Source organism: Crocinitomix algicola, from assembly GCF_001661595.2.
GTDB classification, from domain to species: Bacteria; Bacteroidota; Bacteroidia; order Flavobacteriales_D; family Crocinitomicaceae; genus Crocinitomix; species Crocinitomix algicola.
On the sequence record NZ_LYPF02000019.1, the window covers coordinates 86,321 to 111,271 of the forward strand.

Annotated in this window: 24 protein-coding genes; 22 read left to right on the forward strand and 2 right to left on the reverse strand. The window is 34.3% G+C overall.

Going from position 1 to position 24,951, the window contains the following annotated elements; all coding sequences use genetic code 11:
- Positions 1–67: 67 nt before the first annotated feature.
- The 5 genes from A8143_RS12715 (at position 68) to A8143_RS12735 (ending at position 3,911) form a co-directional block, all read left to right on the forward strand.
- A complete protein-coding gene (locus A8143_RS12715) occupies positions 68–928 on the forward strand; it encodes a hypothetical protein (RefSeq protein WP_070138292.1) in 861 nt (286 codons plus the stop codon).
- Positions 929–1,047: 119 nt separating this feature from the next.
- Entirely contained in the window at positions 1,048–1,449 is a 402-nt protein-coding gene (locus tag A8143_RS12720; RefSeq protein ID WP_070138293.1) for a DUF1987 domain-containing protein, read from the forward strand.
- Between the two features lie 109 nt (positions 1,450–1,558).
- Positions 1,559–2,206 carry an OmpH family outer membrane protein gene (locus A8143_RS12725; RefSeq protein WP_070138294.1) on the forward strand — a complete coding sequence of 216 codons (648 nt, stop codon included), beginning with the start codon at positions 1,559–1,561 and terminating at the stop codon, positions 2,204–2,206.
- Positions 2,207–2,229: 23 nt separating this feature from the next.
- A complete protein-coding gene (locus A8143_RS12730) occupies positions 2,230–2,781 on the forward strand; it encodes a DUF4924 family protein (RefSeq protein WP_070138295.1) in 552 nt (183 codons plus the stop codon).
- 161 nt (positions 2,782–2,942) lie between these two features.
- Entirely contained in the window at positions 2,943–3,911 is a 969-nt protein-coding gene (locus A8143_RS12735; protein WP_139134351.1) for a lysophospholipid acyltransferase family protein, read from the forward strand.
- On the opposite strand, the gene A8143_RS12740 is transcribed toward A8143_RS12735, so the two are convergent.
- Positions 3,883–4,467, reverse strand: a complete 585-nt coding sequence (locus A8143_RS12740; RefSeq protein ID WP_070138297.1) for a DinB family protein — start codon at positions 4,465–4,467, stop codon at positions 3,883–3,885. The two genes, A8143_RS12735 and A8143_RS12740, sit on opposite strands and share 29 nt — an antisense overlap.
- 204 nt (positions 4,468–4,671) lie before the next feature.
- Here A8143_RS12740 and A8143_RS12745 point away from each other — a divergent pair, with 204 nt between their 5' ends.
- From A8143_RS12745 to A8143_RS12780, 8 genes are all read left to right on the forward strand, one after another.
- Positions 4,672–9,726, forward strand: a complete 5,055-nt coding sequence (locus A8143_RS12745) for an amino acid permease (protein ID WP_070138298.1) — start codon at positions 4,672–4,674, stop codon at positions 9,724–9,726.
- Positions 9,727–9,738: 12 nt separating this feature from the next.
- Positions 9,739–10,455 (forward strand): mechanosensitive ion channel domain-containing protein, encoded by a 717-nt coding sequence (locus A8143_RS12750; protein ID WP_070138299.1) that lies wholly within the window; start codon positions 9,739–9,741, stop codon positions 10,453–10,455.
- 91 nt (positions 10,456–10,546) lie between these two features.
- Complete coding sequence (locus A8143_RS12755; protein WP_070138300.1) at positions 10,547–11,875, forward strand: NAD(P)/FAD-dependent oxidoreductase; 1,329 nt, start codon at positions 10,547–10,549, stop codon at positions 11,873–11,875.
- Between the two features lies 1 nt (position 11,876).
- Positions 11,877–13,472, forward strand: a complete 1,596-nt coding sequence (locus A8143_RS12760; RefSeq protein ID WP_070138301.1) for a 4Fe-4S binding protein — start codon at positions 11,877–11,879, stop codon at positions 13,470–13,472.
- A gap of 2 nt (positions 13,473–13,474) precedes the next feature.
- A complete protein-coding gene (locus A8143_RS12765; RefSeq protein WP_262485623.1) occupies positions 13,475–14,206 on the forward strand; it encodes a glycosyltransferase family 2 protein in 732 nt (243 codons plus the stop codon).
- Positions 14,207–14,345: 139 nt separating this feature from the next.
- The gene (locus tag A8143_RS12770) at positions 14,346–15,146 is read left to right on the forward strand and encodes a ParA family protein (RefSeq protein ID WP_070138302.1); all 801 of its coding nucleotides are present in this window, start codon (positions 14,346–14,348) and stop codon (positions 15,144–15,146) included.
- Between the two features lie 13 nt (positions 15,147–15,159).
- Positions 15,160–16,062, forward strand: coding sequence for a ParB/RepB/Spo0J family partition protein (locus A8143_RS12775; RefSeq protein ID WP_070138303.1), 903 nt, complete (start codon positions 15,160–15,162; stop codon positions 16,060–16,062).
- Entirely contained in the window at positions 16,055–16,681 is a 627-nt protein-coding gene (locus tag A8143_RS12780) for a DUF5683 domain-containing protein (protein WP_070138304.1), read from the forward strand. The genes A8143_RS12775 and A8143_RS12780 overlap by 8 nt, the downstream gene beginning before the upstream one ends.
- Before the next feature lie 12 nt (positions 16,682–16,693).
- Here the strand turns inward: A8143_RS12780 and A8143_RS12785 are convergent, their stop codons facing one another.
- Positions 16,694–17,140, reverse strand: a complete 447-nt coding sequence (locus A8143_RS12785) for a hypothetical protein (RefSeq protein ID WP_070138305.1) — start codon at positions 17,138–17,140, stop codon at positions 16,694–16,696.
- 90 nt (positions 17,141–17,230) lie between these two features.
- Here A8143_RS12785 and A8143_RS12790 point away from each other — a divergent pair, with 90 nt between their 5' ends.
- The 9 genes from A8143_RS12790 to A8143_RS12830 all read left to right on the forward strand — a co-directional run bounded on the left by A8143_RS12790 (position 17,231) and on the right by A8143_RS12830 (position 24,943).
- Positions 17,231–17,938, forward strand: a complete 708-nt coding sequence (locus tag A8143_RS12790; protein WP_070138306.1) for a DUF4294 domain-containing protein — start codon at positions 17,231–17,233, stop codon at positions 17,936–17,938.
- Positions 17,939–18,021: 83 nt separating this feature from the next.
- Positions 18,022–18,891, forward strand: a complete 870-nt coding sequence (locus tag A8143_RS12795; RefSeq protein WP_070138307.1) for a MerR family transcriptional regulator — start codon at positions 18,022–18,024, stop codon at positions 18,889–18,891.
- A gap of 193 nt (positions 18,892–19,084) precedes the next feature.
- On the forward strand, positions 19,085–19,573 hold the full coding sequence (locus A8143_RS12800) for an RNA polymerase sigma factor (protein WP_070138308.1): 489 nt from the start codon (positions 19,085–19,087) through the stop codon (positions 19,571–19,573).
- Positions 19,558–21,042: a phytoene desaturase family protein gene (locus A8143_RS12805; RefSeq protein ID WP_070138309.1), complete on the forward strand. Its 1,485-nt coding sequence runs from the start codon at positions 19,558–19,560 to the stop codon at positions 21,040–21,042. Before A8143_RS12800 ends, A8143_RS12805 begins: the two co-directional genes overlap by 16 nt.
- Positions 21,026–21,862, forward strand: a complete 837-nt coding sequence (locus A8143_RS12810) for a phytoene/squalene synthase family protein (protein WP_070138310.1) — start codon at positions 21,026–21,028, stop codon at positions 21,860–21,862. The genes A8143_RS12805 and A8143_RS12810 overlap by 17 nt, the downstream gene beginning before the upstream one ends.
- Positions 21,862–22,323 carry a hypothetical protein gene (locus A8143_RS12815; protein WP_070138311.1) on the forward strand — a complete coding sequence of 154 codons (462 nt, stop codon included), beginning with the start codon at positions 21,862–21,864 and terminating at the stop codon, positions 22,321–22,323. Before A8143_RS12810 ends, A8143_RS12815 begins: the two co-directional genes overlap by 1 nt.
- Positions 22,324–22,845 (forward strand): isopentenyl-diphosphate Delta-isomerase, encoded by a 522-nt coding sequence (idi, locus tag A8143_RS12820; protein ID WP_070138312.1) that lies wholly within the window; start codon positions 22,324–22,326, stop codon positions 22,843–22,845.
- On the forward strand, positions 22,846–24,321 hold the full coding sequence (locus A8143_RS12825; RefSeq protein WP_070138313.1) for a phytoene desaturase family protein: 1,476 nt from the start codon (positions 22,846–22,848) through the stop codon (positions 24,319–24,321). It begins immediately after the preceding gene.
- Positions 24,311–24,943, forward strand: coding sequence for a carotenoid biosynthesis protein (locus A8143_RS12830; RefSeq protein WP_070138314.1), 633 nt, complete (start codon positions 24,311–24,313; stop codon positions 24,941–24,943). Before A8143_RS12825 ends, A8143_RS12830 begins: the two co-directional genes overlap by 11 nt.
- The last annotated feature ends 8 nt before the right edge of the window (positions 24,944–24,951 follow it).

Consider the following 24,951-nt stretch of genomic DNA (forward strand, 5'->3'; position numbering starts at 1 on the left):
AGCCTCGATATTATAATCGGGGCTTTTTTTTTGAACTATTTTTCACCTTTTGCGTATCCCTGTTTTGATGAGTAATTTAATAGTTTTTGATTCAGGTAGTACAAAGACCACTGTTGTTAAAATCGAACAGGGAGTAAAATGGAATGAGGACAGTTTTTCATCACAAACCTTGACGGGGTATAATCCCAACAGGGATAACAGCTCTTTTTTTAATGAGTTATCTCGATTGGAAATTAAAAAAAATGACCTTGTTTATTTCTATGGAAGTGGTATGGCCAGTAGAAGTAATCAAGAACATCTAAGAATATTTTTCGCTAATAATTTTTCATGTTACGCAGAGATAAATAGCGATTTACTTGGTGCGGCACGAGCTTGTTTAGGGTTAAAAGAGGGGGTGGTTGGTATTTTAGGGACGGGAGGTGTAGTTGGATTTTATAATGGCACTGAAATAGTGAACTATAAAGGGGGGTATGGTTATCTAATTGATGATATTGGTGGCGGATATGAACTAGGAAAAATAGCGGTGTCTTATTGGTTGAATGGTCGCTTTAATCATGAAGTAGAAACTCAAATAGCAGACTTTCTGGGAACTACAAAAAATTCTTTTATTCAAAATTATTATAGAGCTATTAAAAATGAGGGTTTAGAGAAAAACCTGAAACAACTAAGTGAATTAACTAAAATTTTGTGCAAACATAGAGGTGATGTTATAATAAAGGAATTACTCACGCAATATTTTGAACTCTTTTATGAAAGGCACCTAAAAGGTTTTAAAGTTGATAAACTCTCACTAGTTGGTTCTATTGCAGCAAATTTTAATGAAGAAATAAGTCATGCTTTTAAAAAAAATGGAATGAAAATTGAACGAATTATACAGTACCCTGGGAAGGATTTACTCCGTTACCATTTTAAACAAAATAGTGATTAACAAATATAAGTCATCCAACGAAAAACATTTTTAGTCTAATTTTTGATAAGCTTAGTAGAAAATGTATTTCAAAATTAAATAAATATAGTGACCTTAGTATTCTCTAAAAAACGCTGACTATGAAAACGCTTTCCTTAGCCGCTACTCAAAATACCCCTAGTATTCATTTCGATGCTGCAAATAATATATTTGAAATTCGAGGTAAATCTGTTCCAGATGATGCGGAAAGTTTTTACGCACCAATTTTGGATTGGTTTGATGAGTATATGCAACAGCCCAATAAGGAAATGACCTTAATAATAAACCTTGAATATTTTAATATTTCATCTTCTAAGCGTATCTTGTTTTTAATGTATAAGCTCAATGATTTACATGCAGGTACCACAGACGTTCGCATTAAATGGATGTATAATGAAAACGACGAAGATATGTTTGAAGTGGGACAAGATTATGCCTACATGGTGAAAATTCCTTTTGATTTCATTAGTTATACAGCAGAGCAAGTTAGTCTGGTGTCTTAAAGGAAATCAGTAACCGGTACTTTGTTATTCTAGTTTCTGGTAAAAATCCGTTGTATTCGGTGTGATTCTAATATATTGTTATTAATTTCGCGCTGAATTTAATGTCATTATGGAAAACAACGGAAATACAATTGCAAAAGTTTCATTGGGTATTAGCCTAGTATTATTGGTTTTAGTTATAATTTCTTTCATTACTCGACCTTCGGCTGAGTCGCTGCAGGGTAATAATGATCGGGATACATCATATAGCCATCATAATAATTCAAACACTGGAGGATTAAAAATATGCTATTTCCATGCAGATTCTGTGCAAAATCTTGACATGATGGATCAATTAGAAAAATTAAGTGCCGAAGCACAATCTAAGTTTGATTTAAAAATGAAACAGTTGCAAAATGAAGTGAATGCCTTCCAACAAAAATGGGGTGATCCTTCTAAATTGTTTCCGGATGAACAGGTGAAATATCAAGAAGATGCAATGCGAATGCAACAAGAAATGGCGCAAAAAGAGCAAATTGCACAGATGGAGTTGGCGCAAGGTCAAGAAGAAATTATGTTTAAATTGATTTCTCGTGTTTCTGACATCTCAAAAAAATTCGCTGAAGAAAATGGATATGATTTTGTTTTATCTTATCAACTGGGGCAAAATATTTATTATGGAGCTCCTAAATACGATGTTACAAAAGAGTTGATGGAGATGATTAACGCAGACTATCACGCTAAATCTACTATTGACTCAACAAATGCGTTAAACTAGTTTCATAACTATTTTTCAGAGAGATGTTGATTGCGAAGAGAACGAAAGAAACGAATATTGCGGAGCATGTTATCTACATGTTTCAGATAGAAGATTTAATTCGAGCAAACAACCTTGATTTAGACGCGATAATTTATAACGTTATTCAACCCCAAATTCAGGATGAGGATTTGATTGATGCTTATACGAAATGGTATGCAGGATTAATCAAACAAATGAAGAGTGAAAGAATTGAAACGAAAGGTCATTTGTCGGAGGTGAATGAAATTCTTATGGAGCTTTTATTATTGCACAATACCTTAATAAATATTAGCAAAGAAAAAAAATACCTTCAGGTCTTTGAAAAGGCCTTACCAGCGCTTAAAGAATTTCAACAAAAAAGTGATGCTGGTGACTTAAATTTAGTCGAAGTAGCCTTTAATGCACTTTACGGAAAATTAATTCTAAGATTGAAAAAAGTTGAAATTTCTGAAGCATCTGAGCAAGGATTTGAAGCAATGTCAAACTTGTTAGGAACGCTAGCGCATTTTTACAAACGAATGAAAAGTGGTGATATGAATTTTGCCAATAATTAATATTATTCGATTTTTTCTTTACCAATCTCTTCAACAATTAACATTTTTTAATTTACTGTTTAAAATACGCTGGACTATTTTAAGTTAAGTTTGTCAGCTTAAAAAGTTGAGAACAGTTTTCAAGGATTATTCATAACTTCGTAGAGATTAATTAGACAAATTTGCTTAATAAGTTGATATATTATGGGGTAGTATTGCCAATGTCTTATTTGCCATTTGCGATAATTAACTTGTTCGCCTATTTCACGTTTTTTTTATTGTATCGTATAATTCCCTATCGAAAAAAAGTTGTAAGAAAGAACATTAATAGCTCTTTTCCAGGTTTATCGCAAAAAGAAAAAGAGGTTATAGTAAAGAAATTTTATAAGCATTTGGCGTTTTTATTGGCAGAGTCAGTTAAAAACTTAAGTATTTCTGAAAATAGCCTCAAGAAAAGGATGCGCGTGAAAAATCCTGAATTGATGAATAAGTTGTACGATGAAGGAAAGTCGGTCCTCTTAGTTTCAGGACATTTTTTTAATTGGGAGTTTTTGATAACGGCACAAAATTTAATTTTCAAGCATCAGGCAATTGGCATTGGTATGCCTTTATCGAATAAGTTTTGGGATAAAAAAATAAATGAGAGAAGAGCCAGGTTTGGAATGGAGGTAGTTAATGCGAATACGTATAAGGAAGTTATTAATTCATATGATAATCAACCAACTGCTACGTTAGTTTTGGGAGATCAATCTCCAGGTAAAGATGAAAATTGTTTTTGGACGGAATTTTTGAATCAGGAAACAGCGTTTTTCTTTGGTGCAGAAATAATAGCAAATGAACGCAATATGGCAGTGGTTTATGCAAGTATGAATCGATTAAAAAATGGCCATTACGAGTTGGAACTTAAGCTAATTTCGGATCAACCAATTAATGAGAAATATGGCTTTATCACACAAACTTATATTTCTTTTTTAGAGGATGATATTAAGAAACATAAACATGCTTGGCTATGGTCTCATAAACGATGGAAAAAGGATATACCTGTAGCACTTTCTTCACTAAAAAAGAATCATCAAGATAGATTCAATAGAAAGTTTCGATCAAGACAGTCATCAGCGCCGACTAACGCGGAAACCCGGGGCAACGCATAACACGCTTCATTTGTTCGACATGCCTTTCATTGTGGAATGCTGTAAAGATAAAAGCATCACCTAAGTTTAGCTTTACTACAGGTCTTAATGATAATGGACATTTAGTTTTACGCAAATTTATTGTCGCACCTTCGCTTAAAACTAATCCAAACTCTTTGACATGCTCCTTATATTCTTCAATTACATTTTCCAATGAAAGCGATTTATTGACTAAAGGATTATAATCTTTAGTTGATTTCAGTTTACGCTTTATATTTTTTACTTTACCAAGTTTAACAGATCTGTAAACCGCTATTCCTAGTGGACTACTATTAAAAAATTCAGTAGGCTCTTTAAATCGAGTATTTGAAATTTTACCTCTGAAAACAGGAATATAATAACGATAATAAGCGTTTAAATGAGCGAGACATTGAGCAATACTCCAGCTTTTTTCATTCGGTTGCCAATTCAACTGCTCGTCATTTAATTCAGAAAATACTGTATTAACATCATTTACACAACTGTCTAAAACGCTGTTTAATTTTCGAATTAAGATTGGAATAGGTACTCTTTTCATTTTAAATTGCTTAGCCGTTGAATTGCATTTTCTTACCTCTAAGTTTACTCTTGTTTAGCATCAATAACTTAATGCTCTTCTTGTCCATTTATAGAGAATAATCAAAAATAACATTAAATTTAGTATCTTTTTTAAGATTGTAAAACTTATTTGTATTGATGTTTAAATTTCAGTGATACAGAACAAAATCGGAGACTAAAATTAATGGCAGAAGGTAAAAAGTTTGGAACTTTTGGAGGGGTATTTACTCCCTCAATTTTGACAATTCTAGGGGTAATTATGTATCTTAGAATGGGTTGGGTAGTTGGTCATGCAGGACTTACGCTGGCAATAGGAATTGTTCTTTTTGCGCATCTAATTTCCATCACAACCGGTCTTAGTATTTCTTCAATAGCTACTGATAAAAAAGTTGGGGCTGGTGGTGTATATTACGTTTTATCAAGGAGTTTAGGTTTGCCAATTGGTGGAGCTTTGGGAATTACTTTATTTGTTGCAACTGCGCTAAGTATTGCTTTGTATTTAGTTGGTTTCGCTGAAATATTCAACGAATTTTGGCATATTGGTTATGTTGAAAATGAAGTAGGAGAGCTCGTTAAAAGTCCAAAAATTCTTAATTCATACCGATTGACAGGTAGCCTTGCATTACTTGTTTTAACCATTATCGCTTTTATTAGTACCTCTATTGCCATTAAATCACAGTACATAATTTTATCAATAATCTTTCTCTCTTTAGGCGCTTTATTTTTAGGAAATGGCAATAATCCTGAAGCGGTAGTGGCAGCAGTTGTGACCAATGAGAAAATTGCATGGGCTACGTTGTTTGCAGTGTTTTTTCCCGCAGTTACCGGATTTACAGCTGGCGTGGCGATGTCAGGTGATTTGAAAAACCCTAAAAAGGCAATTCCAATTGGAACGATGGGAGCAATAGCTGTTGGATTAGTAATTTATCTTACTCTCGCTATCTTTTTAGATTATTCCATCGATAAAGAAACTTTAATTAATGACCCAAAGGCACTTTTTAATTATGCTCTTTTACCAATTCTAGTCTATTGTGGTGTTTGGGGAGCAACGTTGTCCTCTGCTTTGGGTGGAATTTTAGGCGGACCAAGAATTTTACAGGCAATGTCGGTGGACAAATTAACGCCAAAAGTATTCGCTAAAGGGGTTGGGAAATCTAATGAACCTCGAAATGCCTTAATCTTGACAGTGATTATTGCACAAGCTGGCATTTTAATTGGTGATTTGAATATTATTGCCGAAGTCGTTTCTATGTTTTATTTGGCCGCTTACGGTTTTATTAATCTTTCATTTTTTCTAGAGAGCTGGGCAAGTGCCGACTTTAAACCAACTTTTAAAGTTAAAAAATGGGTTGGATTATTTGGTTTCATTGCAACATTTGGAGTCATGTCTCAATTAAATTTACCAGCGATGATTGCTGCCTTTATAATTATTGGTGGTATTTACCTCTATTTTTCTCGTAAACAGGTTGTTTTAGGTACAGGCGATATTTGGCAGTCGGTTTGGGCAACTATTGTAAAGAAGGGATTGAAACGGATGGAAACAGGGAATGATCATAAACGGAATTGGAAGCCGAATACGCTTTTATTCAGTACAAATCATGACCAGCGCAGGAAAATGATTGAATTCAGTAAAGCCGTCTCTGGTCAAGGTGGAATTATAACCAATTTTGATCTATATGAAAATCCTCAAGCAAAAGTACTTTTCCCAAAAAATAAGGAGGCCGTTAAAGATGAAGAGCTCGAAAAACATGGGATTTTCGGTAGAAAATTAGAGGTTCAAAATATCTTTAAAGGAATTGAAAGTATAGCCTGTACTTTTGGTTTTTCAGGAATCGAACCAAATACGGTTATGATGGATTGGCCTGGACAAACAAAGGACCCAAAGTGGTTCACTGCGATGACCGAAAAATTAATCGAATTAGATTATAATGTACTGTATTTAGATTATGATGAAAGATGGGGGTTCAGGAAAAAATCTAAAATTGATTTATGGTGGAGAGGGGTAGGTAATAATGCTGAATTGATGCTTTCTTTAGCTAAGTTTATTACAAGTTCTCCCGATTGGTCTCAAGCAAATATTCGTGTTTTACTTGCCAATGATTCAAACGTTGAATTTAAGGTAGTTGAAAATCGGATAAAAACCATTATTGAACAATTTAGAGTTAAGGCCGAAATTAAAGTAGTTAATAATGAATTGGATAAAAAGCCGATTTACGAATTAATGAAAATACACTCTAGCGAAGCAGATCTTGTTTTTGTAGGCATCCCAGAGATAAATGAAGAAGATCGTGAAGACTTTGTGACAAAAACGAACAGTCTAGTAGGGGTAATTGGAACAACTTTACTTGTTAAAGCATCTTCTCAATTCGAAGAGACTGATTTGAAGCTTGAAACAATAACACTTAAGCACAATCCGAGAGAAATTGAACGAACAGCTTTAATTCCACTTGATAATTATCCAGATGACGGAATAAAAGCCGCATTGACCCGCACCGACCAGGAGTTAGAGGAGATGACGGAGGAGCTAATTGCTAAAGGAATTCAACCCATCGAAAATTATCACCATGAAATATTTTCAACCCTAGTCACCAAGTTGGATGAATATCTTAAGAACATCAATGAAAAAGATACTCGAGAAGAAATTCAAGAAAAATTAAACACCGTCCTAGAACAAATAAGGAATGAATATTCGGATGCCATAGAAAATAGACTACCACTAGTTTATGAGGGATTAGATGAAACTGTATCGGATTATTTTAATGCAAAAGAAAAACTTATTGCTTATCTCGAAAAGAAAATTGTTGTAAATCATTTTTACGATGCGCATGGAAAGCTGAATAAGAAAAAAAGAAAAATAAAGTACCGAGACTCCTTACAAAGAATGTGGTATGCCAAAGGAATAAAAGGGGATTTTTCCGCGCTACAAGAATTTGGGTATCATAATTTAATTCTATTGCACCAAAGTAAAAATATTTTACACGATGTAATTTGGAAGTTGTTTGATAAAGCAGATAACAATGGTATTGAGCTTGATAAAATAAATGCCTGTAAAAAAACCTTAAATCAATCTCTGAACCAAATAGGAGATGAAGCATTAAACTTATCGGCAAATCTTTATCATAAATTAAGAAATAACGAAAGAGAAGCATTCAATAAAGCAGCAAAAATATTTTTGTCGAAACAATATTTGCAAAGAATTCAAGAAACTTACAGCGTTCTTCCCCATAGAGAGTACAAAAAAATAAGAAAAGGAACGAATAATTTCCCCTCTTATTGGTACCGAAATGTTATCCTGTTTACATTTCACCTTCAAGCTGAAATCTATTTAATCGGATATGCTGGAAAAATTAAAGGATTGGTTTATGAACTAACGGCATATACGAGAAGTAATTATAGTACCAAAATCAATGATAACCTTTCGGAAGTTGAAAAGCAAATTGAAAATTTAAATCAATTAATTGTCAGTTCAAACGAACAAGGTATTCTGGGCTCCGCAATACGTATTTCCGAAGAATTATATTTTAATTCAGAGACCATTATAAATCGTCTAATAGATGGCATTCAGGAAATGAATAATAAAGTTCCTGATGAAGTAGAATTAATGACCGCGAAATCTATTAATGGAATTAGAAACGCTCAAGCGGAAGAAATACAAACTGAAAAAATTGCCTTAAAAGAAATTACAGATTACCTAACACGAACACATTTTGTCGATCCATTACATCAAAGAATTCAAGAGTTTTATGAGCAATTAAAACGTTTATCGGGTCAAATGATGCATCTGACCATTCGAGTTCAAAAAGCCATTGATTCATATTCTACGACCAATAAAATTAAGCCTTTGGCTGATATGATCTCAGAAGCATCCGTTGAAATTATTGAAATGAAAAATGATTTTAATTTGGTGCAGCAAGGGTTTGAGTCTGAATTAAAGGAACGTCAAAATATTATTCAGCAAGAACTGGATATTAATCAAATTATTGAGCAAGTAGAAACCTTACGACAATACGTCAAACAACACAAGCGTAAGAACGTAATATTGGAACGCTTAGGTCGTGTCAATAAAAAGGCGACGAAAAAAGTAGGAAATGTTTTTGACTATTTAATACAAAAGAAACAGGATCACACGGCTGAAAAATATAAGTCTTCCTATCAAAATTTAATGAGTGAACAAGGCATTATAAGTAATTTTGTTCAAGCGGTTCGCGGTCAATCTCAACTTCCTTTTTATTATCAACAATTATTTAAGGGCTCTTATTTTTCTGATAGTAAAACATTAGAAAACCGGAAGCAAGAAATTGATCGGGTCAAGGCTGCAATTGACCATTTGAATAGCGGAGCTAATGGTGCAATATTAATATTAGGTGAAGCAGGTAGTGGTAAAACGTATTTAACAACGCATATATCAAGTCATGAATTAAATGGAAGTCTCTATAAAATTCAACCGCCGTTAAATCGTTCATGGACAAAAGATGATTTATTAAAAGCTATTCAGCGGGTAACAGGGTTTAAGGATAACCTTCAGAAAATTTTTAATAAGTTGCCCAAGAAATCAACTATTATATTCGAGAATATTGAGCAATGGTGGTTAAAGGCGCCAGGTGGAGATGTTGTACTGAATGAGCTGACTAGAATAATTAATAAGTATAGCTCAAAACACTATTTTATTCTGACAGCGAATATAAGTGCGTATCGATTAATGGCTCAGCATACTTTTATTAAAAATGCAATTATCGAATCGGTAATATTACCGCCGTTAACACCTAATCAAATCAAAGACGTTATTTGGTCGAGACATCAAATAGGCGGCTTGGAAATTCAATTGGATAAAGAGAGTGAACAACATTTATCGGTACATAAAATAAATAAATTTTTACTCAAGTTTCATGGCGCCGCTGAAGGGAATGTTGGATTAGCCCTGCAAATTTGGCTGAGTTCAATTTTAGAAAAGAAGGATAATGCAATTGTGATGAGCCTACCAGATAAACACCGACTTGGAACAATAAATGACGCCAAGTGGAAGAATATGATTTATCAGTTGTTTATCCATTATAACTTATCAAGAGATGAGTTGTATACAATTTATGGACAAGGAGAAAAAAATTGGGTGAATCGAATATTACTTAGTCTCAAAAACTCAGGAATTGTGAAACAAAATGAGCGAGGAGAATTTTATCTAATTAAATTATCCAGGCCGTATATTGAGAAATGGTTAAAAGAGAATGGGTTTATAAAATAGAAGATTGGAACTATGCTTAGTAATAGATTATTTAGTTTAGGTTATGGATTGGATACTTTTATCATTCTTTTGTTGATTGGAGGAGTGATATTCGGGTCATTTTATTTAGTAAGACACTATATCGTCCCGGTTTTTGAAACGGGTAAAAAAAATGCAAAAATTGAACTGTTTTTGTTTCGGTTGGAAACGATTATATGGCTGTTATTTGCCTTTTTTAGTATTACTCAGTTTTTAACAGAAAGCTTGTTCGTTACAGCGGCTTTACTGCTTGTGGTTGGATTGATTGGATTTAATTTTTGGCGAGATTTTTTTCCAGGATTATGGCTTCGACTAGGGAATAAATACAAAGTAAATGACCCCGTAAGGTTTATGAATTATATCGGTTTAATTAGCAAAATTGGAACGACATCAATTCACCTAAAAACAAAGGATGAGGAAATCGTTTACATTCCTTTCCATAAGTTGACATCAGAATTGTTTGTTAAAAGGCAGGCAAAAGGAAAATTGATGTCTAAAAAAATAGTGTATCAAATAGGAGATATTGATAAAGAAAAACTACTTTCAGCGGTAAACGGCTGGATACAGGAATGCCCATGGTCCATACCGCAATCCGATTATGTTGTAAATTTGCAATCAGATGGTTTCTTGAATATAACGGTCTATGCTGTAGATGAATACTCACTCACAAAGACAGAGTTTTACCTTCAAAACTGTTTAGAATCATTCTAAATAAATAGCTTTAGTAAGTTCACGTTGATTATTGCGACTTAAATCGTAATTTGTTGCAGAAACAATAAAAACGAATTTGAGAATTACTGATATGCAGAAAATTGTAATAATTGGAAACGGAATTTCAGGTGTAACAGCTGCCCGCCATATCAGAAAAAAATCTGATGCTGAACTTCTAATAATTTCAGATGAAACGCCTTATTTTTTCTCAAGAACAGCACTGATGTATGTGTTTATGGGACACATGCGAAAACAAGACATTAAACCATACGAAGACTGGTTTTGGAAAAAAAATCGAATAGATCTATTGCAAGACTATGTTTCGGGCATTAAAGCATCCGATTCCGAATTATCGTTGCAATCTGGTAAAAAAATTAAATTTGATAAGTTGATAATTGCAACAGGTTCAAAACCAAATAAGTTTGGATGGCCCGGTCAAGATTTAAAAGGAGTACAAGGTCTGTACTCCATGCAAGACCTGGATAATTTAACTAAAAGAGCAGACGAAATTCAAAGGGCAGTAATTGTAGGAGGAGGATTAATTGGAGTTGAGCTTGCGGAGATGCTAGTTTCAAGAGGGATTGAAGTTGTATTTTTAGTCAGAGAGAATCGTTTTTGGGGAAGTGTTTTACCTGTAGAAGAAGGAAATTTAATTTCAAATCATATTCAAAAACACCACATCGATCTCCGGTTTAATACTGAACTTGATCAAATTTTTGGTGATGAAAATGGGGTAGTAAACGAAATAATTACCAAAGATGGCGAACGAATAAGTTGTCAATTTGTTGGCTTAACCGCAGGAGTCTCACCGAATGTTGAATGGTTAAAGAATTCAGCAATTAACATTGATCGCGGTATAGTTGTAAATCAGTATTTTGAAACTAATTTACCCAATATATATGCGATAGGGGATTGTGCGCAATTTCAAGTTCCTGTTGAAGGACGCAAGAACATCGAACAGGTGTGGTATACTGGTAGAATAATGGGGGAAACATTAGCGGCTACATTGACCGGAAACCGAAAAGCTTATCAACCCGGACCATGGTTTAATTCTGCAAAATTCTTTGATATTGAATATCAAACATATGGAAATGTAAATGCCAATAGAGCTGCAAATGAACTTGATTTTTATTGGCAGCATCCAACTAAAGAAATTGCGATTCATCTGGTCTGGGAAAAATCGAACGAAATTTTTATCGGAATAAATGTGTTTGGTTTGAGAATGAGACACGAGCTATTTAATCAATGGCTAAAAACTAAGGTGCACATTGATGAAGTTATGGCAAATCTAAGAATAGCCAATTTTGACCCAGAATTTTATAAGCGATACGAAAATGAGATTTTAGATTCTTTTAATCTTCAAACAGGTAAAAATATTCGTCTTTTAAAACAAAAATGGTGGCAAAAAGTATTAGGGTAATATGAAGTTAGTCAAAAATATAGGTTTAGTAATTTTCCTTATTGGTCTCGGGATTTTTACCGTTTTGCCCTTTATAGGAGGGGTGAAATTGTCGGATGAAATGATGAGGAATATTCTTACAGAGTCTGAATTAAATAATTTAGAAAACCGTTTTGAGAAGGAAATTATAGACATTGATTTTACTTCTAGTTATGGTTTTGGTAGTGCGGTAAAAGGGATATATGATGATGTAAATGAAGAATTCAGGGCAAATAAACAATGGGATAAGGTAATGCACACTTCCCCTAAAGAGTTTTCATTAAAACTTGCGAAAGTTGCGGCTTACGGACCGGTGAAGGATAATAAATTCGCTTTTTTTCTATTAAGTTTTGGTTTAGCTATTCTGGGGGCGTTCATTTTTATATTAACAGATTTAAAACTCAAAGGACCTCCAGGAATTAAAAATGATGGAATTTATCACGATCCAAACACCAGTCGAGGATGGATTGGAATGATTACCGCTGCTTGGTTGATCGGATTTTACTTGCTCTTATACATTGCGCCTTATGGTATTGTTAATATGATTTTTGTTGTTGAACCTGTTAAATGGTTATTTGTTGAAGGTGGTGAGGCTTCTCAATGGTTTTTATACGGTTTTATGTACACCATCTCAATGACGATAATGGGTGTTAGAATGATCATTAAGTATAGACACAATAAATACCAAATTGTTCGAACAATTTCAGTTGTGTTTTTTCAATTTGTTTTTGCATTTCTGCTGGTTGAAATTTTACCTTTATTCGATTTACCCGGAAAAGATTTAAAAAATGCTTGGCCGTTGGATTACAGCTTCCTTTTTGATTGGAATGTGAAAGGCTTAATTGAAAATGGAACTTTTGGTCGATTTGTTTTTGTTTGGAGTATTTTATTATCCGTGATTATTGTTCCAACCCTCGTTTATTTTTATGGTAAACGATGGTATTGTTCGTGGGTATGCGGTTGCGGAGGTTTGGCAGAAACTGTTGGTGATCCATTTCGCCAATTATCAAATAAAAAATTATGGTCTTGGAAAATGGAACGTTGGATGATACATTTGGTACTGGTATTTGCAATTATTATGACAATTTTTACCGGTTATCATACTTATAACGAAATTTACGGTGGACCTGAGATGCAAGATAAACATATCTTATTTGGATTTTCAGCTTACAATATTCGTGAGGTTTACGGTTTTTTTATTGGGACAATTTTTGCAGGTGTAATTGGTACAGGGTTTTACCCCATTTTAGGTAATCGATCGTGGTGTCGTTTTGGCTGCCCGTTAGCGGCTTATATGGGAATAGTGCAACGATTTAAATCGAGATTTAGAATCACGACAAACGGCGGTCAATGTATTTCATGTGGCAATTGCTCAACCTACTGCGAACAAGGAATTGATGTCAGGGCATATGCTCAAAAAGGACAGAATATAGTGCGTGCGAGTTGTGTTGGTTGCGGTGTTTGTTCAGCGGTTTGTCCCCGTGGTGTGTTGAAATTAGAAAATGGTCCAGAAAAAGGCCGATTCGGAAATGAAGGACCAATTGTTTTAGGAAATGATGGTTTTCAATTAAATGTCTAGTTTTGTCATCTAAAACAAAAAAATTGGTCGAAGAGGTAAACAAACCAAAGATAGTTGTCATTATTCCAGCTATGAATGAGGAACATTCTATTGGTAAAGTGATTGACGATATTCCTTTAACTGATAAATCGGCAATCCTTGTTTGTAATAATGCATCAACAGATCGAACAGTAGAAGTTGCAAAAGCTGCTGGAGCAACTGTTTTGGATGAGCCAAGAGCTGGTTATGGTTGGGCATGTTTAAAAGGAATGGAGTATGCGAATAAAATGGTGCCAAAGCCAGATATAATAGTATTTATTGATGGAGATTATTCAGATTACCCGCAAGAAATGTCACTGGTTGTAGCACCAATACTAACAAATGATATTGACCTGGTTATTGGATCACGAGCTCTGGGGAAAAAAGAAAAAGGTTCTATGACCTTTCCTCAGCGATTTGGAAATTGGTTGGCAACTCGCTTAATGAAATTATTTTACGGTGTTCGATATACCGACTTGGGTCCTTTTAGAGCCATTAAGTTTGAAAAATTAATGGCACTTGGCATGTCTGATAAAACATACGGCTGGACCATCGAAATGCAACTTCGAGCAGCGCGCTCAAATTATTCCTATACTGAAGTTCCGGTAAACTATAAAAAACGTATCGGAAAATCAAAAGTTTCTGGTACTATCAAGGGAACGATCTTGGCAGGCTATAAAATTATAATGGCGGTCTTCAAATACCGCTGGGTTTAAGTTTTTTTAGTGGCCAACCTTTTGATTAATAGTTTTTTTGAGGGGTAAAACCTCCAATGCCTCTCGATAAGTTTTCAACAATTTTTAATTTTATCCATAATTTGGGTATCTTTGGGTTTCGTTCAAATTAGAAAATTCAATGGGTAAAATAATTGCAATAACAAATCAAAAAGGAGGAGTTGGAAAAACCACAACAGCCATCAATTTAGGGGCTAGTTTTGGCGTGCTTGAATATAAGACACTGATTATAGATGCAGACCCTCAGGCAAATGCAACATCTGGCGTTGGTTTTGACCCCAGAAATGTTCAGAAAAGTATTTACGATTCTCTTGTGAATGAATCTGACGCAAGAGATTTAATAATTGAAACTGAAAATCCGAACCTTGATATTATTCCTGCGCACATTGATTTAGTTGGTGCTGAGCTTGAAATGATTAATATGCCGAATAGAGAGCATAAGTTAAGGCAATCGCTGGCCTCTATTAAAGATGATTATGATTTCATTTTAATCGATTGTTCTCCTTCATTAGGATTGATTACGGTGAATGCTTTAACAGCTTCTGACTCGGTTATTATCCCTGTTCAATGTGAGTATTTTGCCTTGGAAGGATTAGGAAAATTGCTGAATACAATAAAAATCGTACAAACCCGATTGAATACAGATTTAGATATAGAAGGAATTGTTTTAACAATGTATGATACCCGTCTTAGGTTGGCAAATCAAGTCGTGGACGAAGTAAAAACACATTTTCAAGAATTAGTATTCAATACCATTATTCACAGAAATACGCGCTTGGGTGAAGCTCCAAGTTTTGGAGAAACAATTATTATGCATGATGCAACATGTAAAGGGTCAATTAACTATTTGAATTTTGCAAGAGAAGTATTGCAAAAAAATGATTTGACTAAAATGAAAAATAAAGATAAACAACTGATATAATTTGCATTGAAGAATGACTAAGAAAAGGGCTTTAGGTAAAGGATTAAGTGCGTTATTAGAAAATGCAAATACAGATATAACAACCAAGAACATTGGTTCAGAAGGAAAAACTGTTGGTTCAATTTCTTCTATTGCTATTGAGCAAATTGAAGCAAACCCTTTTAATCCAAGGACTCACTTTGAGGAGGAGCAATTAGAGGAATTAAAGGATTCAATTAGTGTTCATGGTATCATTCAGCCGCTTACCGTTCGAAAATTAGGCCGGGATAAATACCAGCTGATTTCTGGTGAACGCCGTTTTAGAGCTTCGCAATTGGTTGGATTGACTGAGGTTCCTTGTTACATTCGAATCGCGAATGATCAAACTATGCTGGAGATGGCTTTAGTTGAAAATATTCAGCGAGTTGATTTAAATGCCATTGAAGTAGGTTTGTCTTATCAACGTTTAATTGATGAATGTAATTTTACTCAAGAACAATTAAGTAAAAAGGTAGGGAAGAGCCGTTCAAACATTGCTAATTTCTTAAGGCTTTTAAAGTTGCCAGCTCCAATTCAAATTGGAATTCGCGAGAGTTTAATTTCCATGGGACATGCGCGGGCAATAGTTTCAGCGGGAGAAGAAGATGTTCAAATCGATATTTTTAGAAAAATTATTGAAGATGAACTTTCAGTTCGTGAAGTTGAAGCGCTTATTAAATCTCAAAAAGCAGGAATGGAAGAACCAAAATCTGCGCCGAAAAAAGAAACGGTTTTAGCAGAAAACTTGGTAGATTTTCAAAATAGACTAGCAGAAAAACTAGATACTAAAGTTCAAATCGCTTCAAACAATAAAGGAAAAGGTAAAATCGTTATTAATTTTGGATCAGAGGAAAAACTCGATCAAATTATAGATTTTATTAATCAACTTGATGACTAAATTTTTTGTAACGTCTGGTTTAATTCTTTTTATCTCGACAAGCTTTGCTTTTGGATGGAAAGATTCTTTGGATGTTAATCACCCTGAGTTTGGATATAACACGAAACGAGCAGCAATTCTTTCTGCAATCCTTCCTGGTGCAGGTCAAATTTATAACGAAATTGGTTATCGAAACTTTTCTAATAAAAAACACCGTGCTTGGTGGAAAGTTCCACTCATATATGGCGGTTTAGGGGCATGTGGCTATTTTTTTTATCACAATAATAAATTTGCAAATCTTACACGTCAGGAATATCTGTATCAAATCGATAATCCAAATTCTTATTTAGATGCCCGATTTAAGAACTACCCGAAAGACGCTAACGGAATAGCAGAAACCTCACTCATACAAGGCTATACATTAGGTGAAGTAGAATTTCGAGGGTATGATTCATATGCTAATAAAAGAGATCTTTTTCTTTTTGCATTTATTGGTGTTTGGGGTCTAAATGTTATCGAAGCATACGTAGACGCCCATTTTGTGACTTTTGATGTGTCAGAGGATTTATCGATGTCTTGGCATCCTACAATTCTTGCAGGAAATAATCCGGGAATTAGATTAGCATTCGACTTTAATTAAGGATAAAGAGTTTTATTTCGCAGCTCTCAAGCATTTATTAACTTTTCGTTCATGTTTTGCTCGCTCATCAGGTGTCGTATTAGGTGCGGTAAGCAATTCCTTACAATGCTGGTCAATAACTTCCATTCTAGCGACAATAACCTCAAAAGCAGCGTCATCTTCCGTTTCCATAATCGCTTTATTTACTGAATCATTTTTTACAACACAATCACAAAAATCCCACTGTTCACCATATTTTTGTTCAATTTGTGAGCTTAATGCTGCTTCCTCATTGATATAACCTGCAGAATCAATTGTCAAGGAGTCAACTGGAGCTATTGATAACGTGTCTATTCCTAAACTGGTATCGATTTTAACTGAATCTATGTCAGCGTTCGCATTGCTGTCTCCCTCACCATTACATGAAGAGAACAAGAAAAAAACACTCGATAGACCTAGGTATACAATTCGCTGTATCATGACAGTATTTAATAAATGTTAATGACTGTAAAGATAATAATCTCGAATTATATACGTAACTTATGGTATGAAACTTGTATTATTCTAATTATGAAAAGAATACTTGTAATATTTGCACTCATTTTGGGAGGTACTGTATATGGACAGAATGGTTTGTGGCCATCAGACAGTTTGAAGGAGTATGAAGGGGAAATAGTACCTGTTTACACAAAAGAATATTTGAATCGATATAACCGAATGAAACGTTTGGTTGTAAAAGTTTATCCCTATGCATTATATGCCGCTGATGTAATCGATCAAGTGGATCATAATGCAGAGAAAATTGAAAAAAGAAGAAAGAAAAATCGTTTTTATAAAGAAGCTTACAAACACTTAAAGAATGATTTTAAGTATTTTATTTTGGATTTGTACACGAGTGAAGGTAGAATGTTAATGAAGCTCATTCATCGTGAAACCGGAATGACAGTTTACGATATTTCTAGTAAATATAGAGGTGAGACAAAAGCAAATATGTTCAATACAATGGCAAAAATGTGGGATCAGGATCTGCATATAACATTTGAACCTAATATTGGCGATGACAGAATAGTGGAGCAGGTAATCAAAGATATCCAGGCTGGGATTGTTGAGTTTGATGATGAAATAGTCTCAATTGATCGATTGACCTATAAGGAAGGTAAAAAAGCAGATAAAGAACGCAAGAAAAAAAGTGCAAAAAAATACAAGCACATCCGAAAACAAAAACGCAAGAATGAACGGCGAATAAAAAAGGCAGCTAGAAAAGCAAAACGAGAGTGATTTCACTATCATTAATTATATTTGCGCCCTGAAAAATTAGTTAGATTCTTGAACAAAAGCAGATTTAATCTGTTTATCTCAGTATGAGCGTTTACTCGATCAAAGATTTAGAAAATTTCACGCAGATTAAAGCACATACGCTGCGTATATGGGAGCAGCGGTATAAATTGCTGTCGCCTGCTCGTACTAAAACAAACATACGACTATACACCGAAGATGATTTAAAGAAGATTCTTAACATCAATCTTTTATACTCCAATGGTTTAAAAATTTCAAAGATTGCCAAACTATCAGATGAAGAAATTCAAAAACTAGCAATCGAAAATTTAATGGGTGCGGACGAAGGTCAAGATGGTAACATTAACGTAATCATTCGTTTTTTAATCGAATTCGACGAACCTTCAATTATTGACCTTTTTTCCGATTATATCGCAAAGTACAGTATCGATTATATCTTTACTAACCTATTAATTCCATTATTGAAGAAGGTTGGTGAATTATGGCAGGTAAATACTATTTCCGTGGCGCATGAACACTTTTTATCCAATATTATACGTCGCCTTTTTATTGTGAATACGCCCGAACTAAAGAACCTTTCCATGAATAATGGTGTGGTTCTTTTATTTCTTAAAGAAGACGAATACCATGAACTTGGTTTATTGTTCTACAATTATTACTTGCGCACAAAAGGGTATAAGACGGTATACGTAGGTGCGGCTATGCCAATGACCGATTTAGAAGTTTTGGTCAAATCTGTTCAACCCGACTATTTATTCTCGAGTTTGGTCGCTCAAATAAGTGAAAAAGAATTCCAAGCTTTCATCGATAAGATTAAGAATTGTTTTGATTTGACAAAGGTCTATCTCGGTGGCTTTCAGACAGAGTTGTATAAGGAACATATTCCCAGTGAATTAAAAGTGATAAGTCAAGTTTCTGATATCGATTTTTGTTAAATCGATATTTTTTTTGCTTTTAAATCCTATTCCAAAATTTTAACGTAACTTTTTATTATTGATATAACCTTTGTTGTAGCTAGGGTTGAGGTGATTTTGTTTAACTTTAACAAAAATTAATTAAACAAAAGTTTTGAATATTGCATATACTGCTGTAGATTTGTTTAACAATAAATCTTAAACGTTAAACATTATGACACGGACTGATTATCAAACACAAATTTTGGATTTATCCGATTTTATTAATGGATTTGCCTTAAAGTACACTCGAAACACTGAACTAGCGAAGGATTTAGCACAGGATACAATACTTAAAGCAATTACGAATTATGATAAGTTTCGCACCAATACTAATTTGAAAGGATGGTTGAAAGTGATTATGCGTAATATTTTTATAAATAATATCCGTAAAATGTCTAATAAAATGATTCATTGTGACTCCGACAGTTTTATTGTCAATCAAGGCGAAACTGATCGGATAACTCCAATTGATCGAATGATGGAACTTCAGATTAAGGCAGAGATTGAAGATTTAAACCTAGATTTAAAAGTTCCATTCAAAATGCACATGGAAGGATTTAAATATAAGGAAATTGCTGATAAATTATCCATCCCGATGGGTACAGTTAAAAGCCGTGTTTTTCAAGCAAGAAAAAAATTAAGCGAATGCGTAGAGAGGTAAAAAATATAGCAATTATCGGAGCTGGTTTTTCTGGCTTATATGCGTCTATCTTGCTTGCAAAAGCTGGACATCGTGTAACTGTCTTCGAAAAAAATGATAGAATAGGCGGAAGGGCTCGGGTTTATCAAGAGAAGGGTTTTACCTTTGATATGGGACCCAGCTGGTATTGGATGCCTGAATTAATCGACCAATTGTTTGAGGAGATTGGTGAAAATCGCTCTGAGTACTTTAAACTCATTCGACTAAATCCTTCTTATCGCGTTTTCTGGGAGGATGATTTTTCTGATATTCCAGCTGATCGCGATGAACTTGTTGCGCTTTTTGAAGGTTATGAGCAGGGAGGAGGTGAGAAGCTGAAACGTTTTTTAAATGATGCTAAAAGTAAATACGAAATTGCTATTCCGGAATACCTCGAAAAACCTGGGCTAAAATTGAACGAAGTGGTTAACTTCAAGGTGCTTAAAGAATCGTTTAAACTCGATGTCTTTAAATCAGTTGATAAGGATGTGAGGAACCGTTTTTCTTCACCGAAGTCAATTGGCTTATTGAATTTCCCTGTTTTGTTCTTGGGAGAAATGCCGAGTAGAATTCCTTCCTTATATACCCTCATGAATTATGCCGATATGGGATTAGGAACATGGTATCCGGAAGGAGGAATGGGAAAATTACCAGAAGCCTTGCACAAAGTTGCTCAAAAGTTTGGCGTAGAATTTAAATTGAATGCGTCGGTTGATGCCTTCAACTGTGAAGCTGGTGAAATACAGACAATAAGTGTCAATGGTAAGAATCTTACTTTCGACGCTGTTGTGGCAAGTGCAGATTATAATTTTGTCGAACAAAATTTAGTGCCCAAAAAATTTAGAAGATATTCCTCTCAATATTGGGATACGCGGAGCCTGGCACCAAGTAGTTTGATTTTTTATTTAGGTATCGATAAAAAGTTAGAAAACTTAGAACATCACAATTTGTTCTTTGATGAGGATTTAGTGGCACATGGCAAAGAAATTTATGAAAATCCTAACTGGCCAAAACGCCCTTTGTTTTATACATGCATGCCTTCGAAAACTGATAGAACGGTGGCTCCAGAAGGAATGGAAAATATTTTTATACTAATTCCAATCGCTCCCAATATAGAGGATACGGAAGAGTTAAGAGAAAAGTACTTTAATATTGTAATGAATCGACTTGAAGAGCGTACAGGTCAGAAAATTAGAGACCATATTATCTATAAGCGTTCTTACTGTATTGAAGATTTTAAAAATGATTACAATGCATACAAAGGTAATGCTTATGGACTGGCAAATACACTGAAGCAAACTGCCAATCTGAAACCCAAAATTACATCAAAATTGGACAATTTATTTTACTGTGGCCAATTGACAGTGCCTGGACCGGGTGTACCACCTGCTTTAATGTCTGGAAAATTAGTTGCTAACCATTTAATTGAAAGTTATGAAGGAATTATTTGATCACTATTCTACTGAAGCCTCAAAGGCGGTTACAAAAACATACAGTACTTCCTTTTATAAAGGAGTCAGTTTTTTGGATAAAAAAATTAGAAATGATGTTCATGGTATATACGGCTTTGTTCGGTTTGCCGACGAAATTGTTGATTCTTTCCACGGTTTTAACAAACAAGAATTGTTGGATGATTTCGAAAAGGACACTTACAAGGCAATTGAACAAAAAATTTCACTGAATCCAATACTGAATTCTTTTCAGTTTACAGTAAATAAATATAAGATAGACCATGCGCTAATAGATGCCTTTTTTCACAGTATGAAAATGGATTTGAATAAGGTGGATTATACGCAATCTAAGTACGAAGAATATATTTTTGGATCGGCGGAAGTCGTGGGATTAATGTGTTTAAAAGTATTTGTTGAAGGCGATCAAAAACTGTACGATGATCTTAAACCTTATGCAAAAAAATTAGGATCTGCCTTTCAAAAAATAAACTTCCTCCGCGATTTAAAAGATGATTTTGAAGAGCTTGGACGTTTGTATTTTCCACATATTGGTGAAGATGGTATTACTCCGCAAGATAAACTCAAAATTGAAGAAGAAATAGAGAAAGAATTTGCAGAGGCTTATATTGGAATTAAGATGTTACCGAAATCCGCACGATTAGGTGTCTACGTGAGTTATACCTACTATACCAAACTGTTGGCTAAAATTAAAAGAAAAACAATTCATGAATTAATGAAAGAAAGAATTAGAATCTCTAACGAGAAGAAATTAGTGTTATTCTTTCAGTCCTATTTAAAAAACTCAATTAACTTTTTATAATGAAAAAATTACTAATTGTTTTCTTAATTCTTGGTTTGACCGAGTATGTTTATGCTTCTGATATTGTTCGAATTAGGACTTTGTTCGAACAGGCCAATTTAGATGAAGAAAAAAATAATGAGCTCATTAATCTCACTAAACCATATTCACTAAGTAAAAACCCTCTATATTATGCATATTATGCTGCTGGAGTAATGTCGCTTGCAAACCATACCTATTGGCCATTACAAAAATTAGATTATTTTAACGAGGGTAAAGAAATGCTAGAAAAAGCCATAGCTAGGGACAGCAGAAATGTTGAAATTAGATTTATAAGGTACTCAATTCAAAAAAATGCTCCATCCTTTTTGGGGTATTCTGGAAATATTGAGGCTGATAGAAAGTTTATTCTTGATAATTTAAACACCTCGACTTGGTCAGCAGCTTACAAAAAGAAAATTAAACAAAACTTGAGTTTATAAATGGAACAGGTTATATTGGTAGATCGCTCAAATCATGAAATAGGACTTATGGAGAAGCAAGAGGCGCATGTTAAAGGACTTTTGCACCGGGCATTTTCCGTTTTTATTTTCAATGAAAAGAATGAACTTCTCTTGCAGCAACGTGCGTTTGAGAAATACCATTCTGGGGGGCTGTGGACAAATACTTGTTGTAGTCACCCTAGAAAGAATGAAAGTATTCTTGCCGCTGCAAAACGACGTCTAGTCGAAGAAATGGGATTCGTTGCGCCAGTAAGTGAAATTTTTGAATTCATTTATGAGGCCAAATTAGACAATGGTTTAACAGAACACGAATATGATCATGTTCTTATCGGCCGCTACAACCAAGAGCCAAAACCTAATCCAGATGAAGTTGCTAATTGGAAATATATCGACCTAACTTCGTTGAAAAAAGACATGAAAGAAAATCGAGAGAATTATACCGTTTGGTTTTTAGAGATTTTCGATCGAGTTGAAGAGCACTTGTTGAAACACATGGTTTAAATGGATAATGCAAATTTGGTCGTAGTTGGTGCTGGCTTGGGAGGAATGGCGGTTGCTATTAGATTGGCTCTTCAAGGTAAAAAGGTTTTAGTTTTAGAAAAAAATGAGACCTATGGTGGTAAGTTAGCAGCTTATAAATGGGAAGGATTTAGATGGGATAGAGGACCTTCTTTGTTTACTTTACCAGAGCAAATAAAAGAGTTGTTTGATCTCGCGGGTAAATCTTTGAAGGATTATTTTGAATACGTCAAAATGGACTATTCTTGCCAGTATTTTTTTCAAGATGGTTCGCGCTTGACTATTCCAGCTGATCAAGAAAAAAGAAAAGAACTATTCGTTGAGATATTTGGGCAAAAAGAATCAGCTGCTGCGGAAGAATATATTGGCAGAACGAAACGAATTTATACCGGATTAGGAAATCTTTTTATAAATCACCCCAAATTTGGGTTAAACAATATTTTTGACCGTAAAGTTCTCGAGCAATACCCGAAGTTATTATCCCGCCCTTTGTTGGATAATTTAGATGGTTTTAATCGTTCTTATTTCAATGATGAAAGGCTAATTCAAATTTTTAATAGGTTTGGAACATACAACGGATCAAATCCATTCAAGATGAGTGGAATTTATAGTATGGTAGGTAGTTTAGAGTTGGAAGATGGTGTCTACTTTCCAAAAAAAGGTATGCGCAGTATTGTTGATGCACTTTATCAATTGGCGATTGATTGTGGGGTGTCATTTGAATTTAATCAAAGTGAGATTTCAGTTGAGCAGCTTGATGAAGGCTATAAAACCGAAAGTTCAGGGCATATTCATTTAACAAAGAACGTGGTATCAGGAATTGATGTCGCAAATTTTTATACTCAAATTCTCAAAGATCAGACATTAGAACGAAAAATTAAAAAGCAAGAACGGTCGTCATCTGGAATTGTTTTTTATTGGGCCGTAGACAAAATAATACCAGACTTAAAATTGCACAACATATTTTTTGGAGAGGATTATAAAAGGGAATTTCAGCAAATTTTTAATGGTGAATTTTTTGATATTCAGCCAACAATTTATATCCATCTTAGTTGTGTTGTCAATAATGAAGATGCACCTGAATCAGGTCAAAATTGGTTTGTGATGATCAATATGCCAGCGGGTTTTAAAGTTTCTGATCAAGAAAAAGATAAACTACGCAACTATATTTATGCGGTTATTTTAAAACACTTTGACGTTGACATTAAAAACGACATTTTGCATGAGTCGATTTGGGAGGCTAAAGATATTGAAGCAATTACAGGAGCACATCAGGGTGCACTGTATGGAGCATCTTCAAATCATAAGTTAGCGGCTTTAAAAAGACATGGTAATACCAACAAAAAATACCCTGGATTGTATTTTTGTGGTGGAACAGTTCATCCTGGAGGCGGAATTCCACTTGTGTTAAAATCAGCTAAAATAGTATCCACTTTAATTCGTAAAAATGATAATTAAACGCATTCTTTTTTTTGCCCCCATAATTCTAATGATTTTTCATTTCATTGGAATAATACTATTTGCGGCACCTCAAACTTTTGGACTGAATAAGGGTACAGATTTAACATGGATGAACCTTACCCTTTGTGGTTTGCTTGTTTTTTTTAGTGAAGACAATTTAAAAAAAGCCCTTTTTTATTTGCTGGTGATAGGTGGTGGAGGTTTTTTAATTGAATGGATTGGAACAGCGACAGGTTTATTATTTGGGAACTATTCTTATGGCGGAACTTTAGGATTCAAGTTACTCGATGTTCCTTTGTTAATAGGCGTAAACTGGTTTGTAATTGTTTTAGCTTCAGCAAATATCGTTCGAGATTTAAAGGGCGGCATAATTGGAAAAGCGATTCTCACTGCAATTCTCTGTACAATTATGGATTTTGTGATGGAGCCCGTTGCGATTAAGTTCGATTTTTGGTCATGGGGCGGTGAGGCAATACCTTTTTCAAATTATCTTACTTGGTTTATTTTTTCGGGTATTTTTGGATACATTTACCTGAAAAATAGCCGATTAAAAAACCGTACAGCTTCGTGGCTTTTCTTAATTTGGTTCGTGTTTTTTGCGGTGCTTAACATGATTTAATTTTTTGC

Bases quoted from the DNA above. Each gene is read 5' to 3' on its own strand.
- A8143_RS12715 (WP_070138292.1), top strand. From the start codon at position 68: ATGAGTAATTTAATAGTTTTTGATTCAGGTAGTACAAAGACCACTGTT.
- A8143_RS12720 (WP_070138293.1), top strand. From the start codon at position 1,048: ATGAAAACGCTTTCCTTAGCCGCTACTCAAAATACCCCTAGTATTCAT.
- A8143_RS12725 (WP_070138294.1), top strand. From the start codon at position 1,559: ATGGAAAACAACGGAAATACAATTGCAAAAGTTTCATTGGGTATTAGC.
- A8143_RS12730 (WP_070138295.1), top strand. From the start codon at position 2,230: ATGTTGATTGCGAAGAGAACGAAAGAAACGAATATTGCGGAGCATGTT.
- A8143_RS12740 (WP_070138297.1), bottom strand. From the start codon at position 4,467: ATGAAAAGAGTACCTATTCCAATCTTAATTCGAAAATTAAACAGCGTT.
- A8143_RS12745 (WP_070138298.1), top strand. From the start codon at position 4,672: ATGGCAGAAGGTAAAAAGTTTGGAACTTTTGGAGGGGTATTTACTCCC.
- A8143_RS12750 (WP_070138299.1), top strand. From the start codon at position 9,739: ATGCTTAGTAATAGATTATTTAGTTTAGGTTATGGATTGGATACTTTT.
- A8143_RS12755 (WP_070138300.1), top strand. From the start codon at position 10,547: ATGCAGAAAATTGTAATAATTGGAAACGGAATTTCAGGTGTAACAGCT.
- A8143_RS12760 (WP_070138301.1), top strand. From the start codon at position 11,877: ATGAAGTTAGTCAAAAATATAGGTTTAGTAATTTTCCTTATTGGTCTC.
- A8143_RS12770 (WP_070138302.1), top strand. From the start codon at position 14,346: ATGGGTAAAATAATTGCAATAACAAATCAAAAAGGAGGAGTTGGAAAA.
- A8143_RS12775 (WP_070138303.1), top strand. From the start codon at position 15,160: ATGACTAAGAAAAGGGCTTTAGGTAAAGGATTAAGTGCGTTATTAGAA.
- A8143_RS12780 (WP_070138304.1), top strand. From the start codon at position 16,055: ATGACTAAATTTTTTGTAACGTCTGGTTTAATTCTTTTTATCTCGACA.
- A8143_RS12785 (WP_070138305.1), bottom strand. From the start codon at position 17,140: ATGATACAGCGAATTGTATACCTAGGTCTATCGAGTGTTTTTTTCTTG.
- A8143_RS12790 (WP_070138306.1), top strand. From the start codon at position 17,231: ATGAAAAGAATACTTGTAATATTTGCACTCATTTTGGGAGGTACTGTA.
- A8143_RS12795 (WP_070138307.1), top strand. From the start codon at position 18,022: ATGAGCGTTTACTCGATCAAAGATTTAGAAAATTTCACGCAGATTAAA.
- A8143_RS12800 (WP_070138308.1), top strand. From the start codon at position 19,085: ATGACACGGACTGATTATCAAACACAAATTTTGGATTTATCCGATTTT.
- A8143_RS12805 (WP_070138309.1), top strand. From the start codon at position 19,558: ATGCGTAGAGAGGTAAAAAATATAGCAATTATCGGAGCTGGTTTTTCT.
- A8143_RS12810 (WP_070138310.1), top strand. From the start codon at position 21,026: ATGAAGGAATTATTTGATCACTATTCTACTGAAGCCTCAAAGGCGGTT.
- A8143_RS12815 (WP_070138311.1), top strand. From the start codon at position 21,862: ATGAAAAAATTACTAATTGTTTTCTTAATTCTTGGTTTGACCGAGTAT.
- idi (WP_070138312.1), top strand. From the start codon at position 22,324: ATGGAACAGGTTATATTGGTAGATCGCTCAAATCATGAAATAGGACTT.
- A8143_RS12825 (WP_070138313.1), top strand. From the start codon at position 22,846: ATGGATAATGCAAATTTGGTCGTAGTTGGTGCTGGCTTGGGAGGAATG.
- A8143_RS12830 (WP_070138314.1), top strand. From the start codon at position 24,311: ATGATAATTAAACGCATTCTTTTTTTTGCCCCCATAATTCTAATGATT.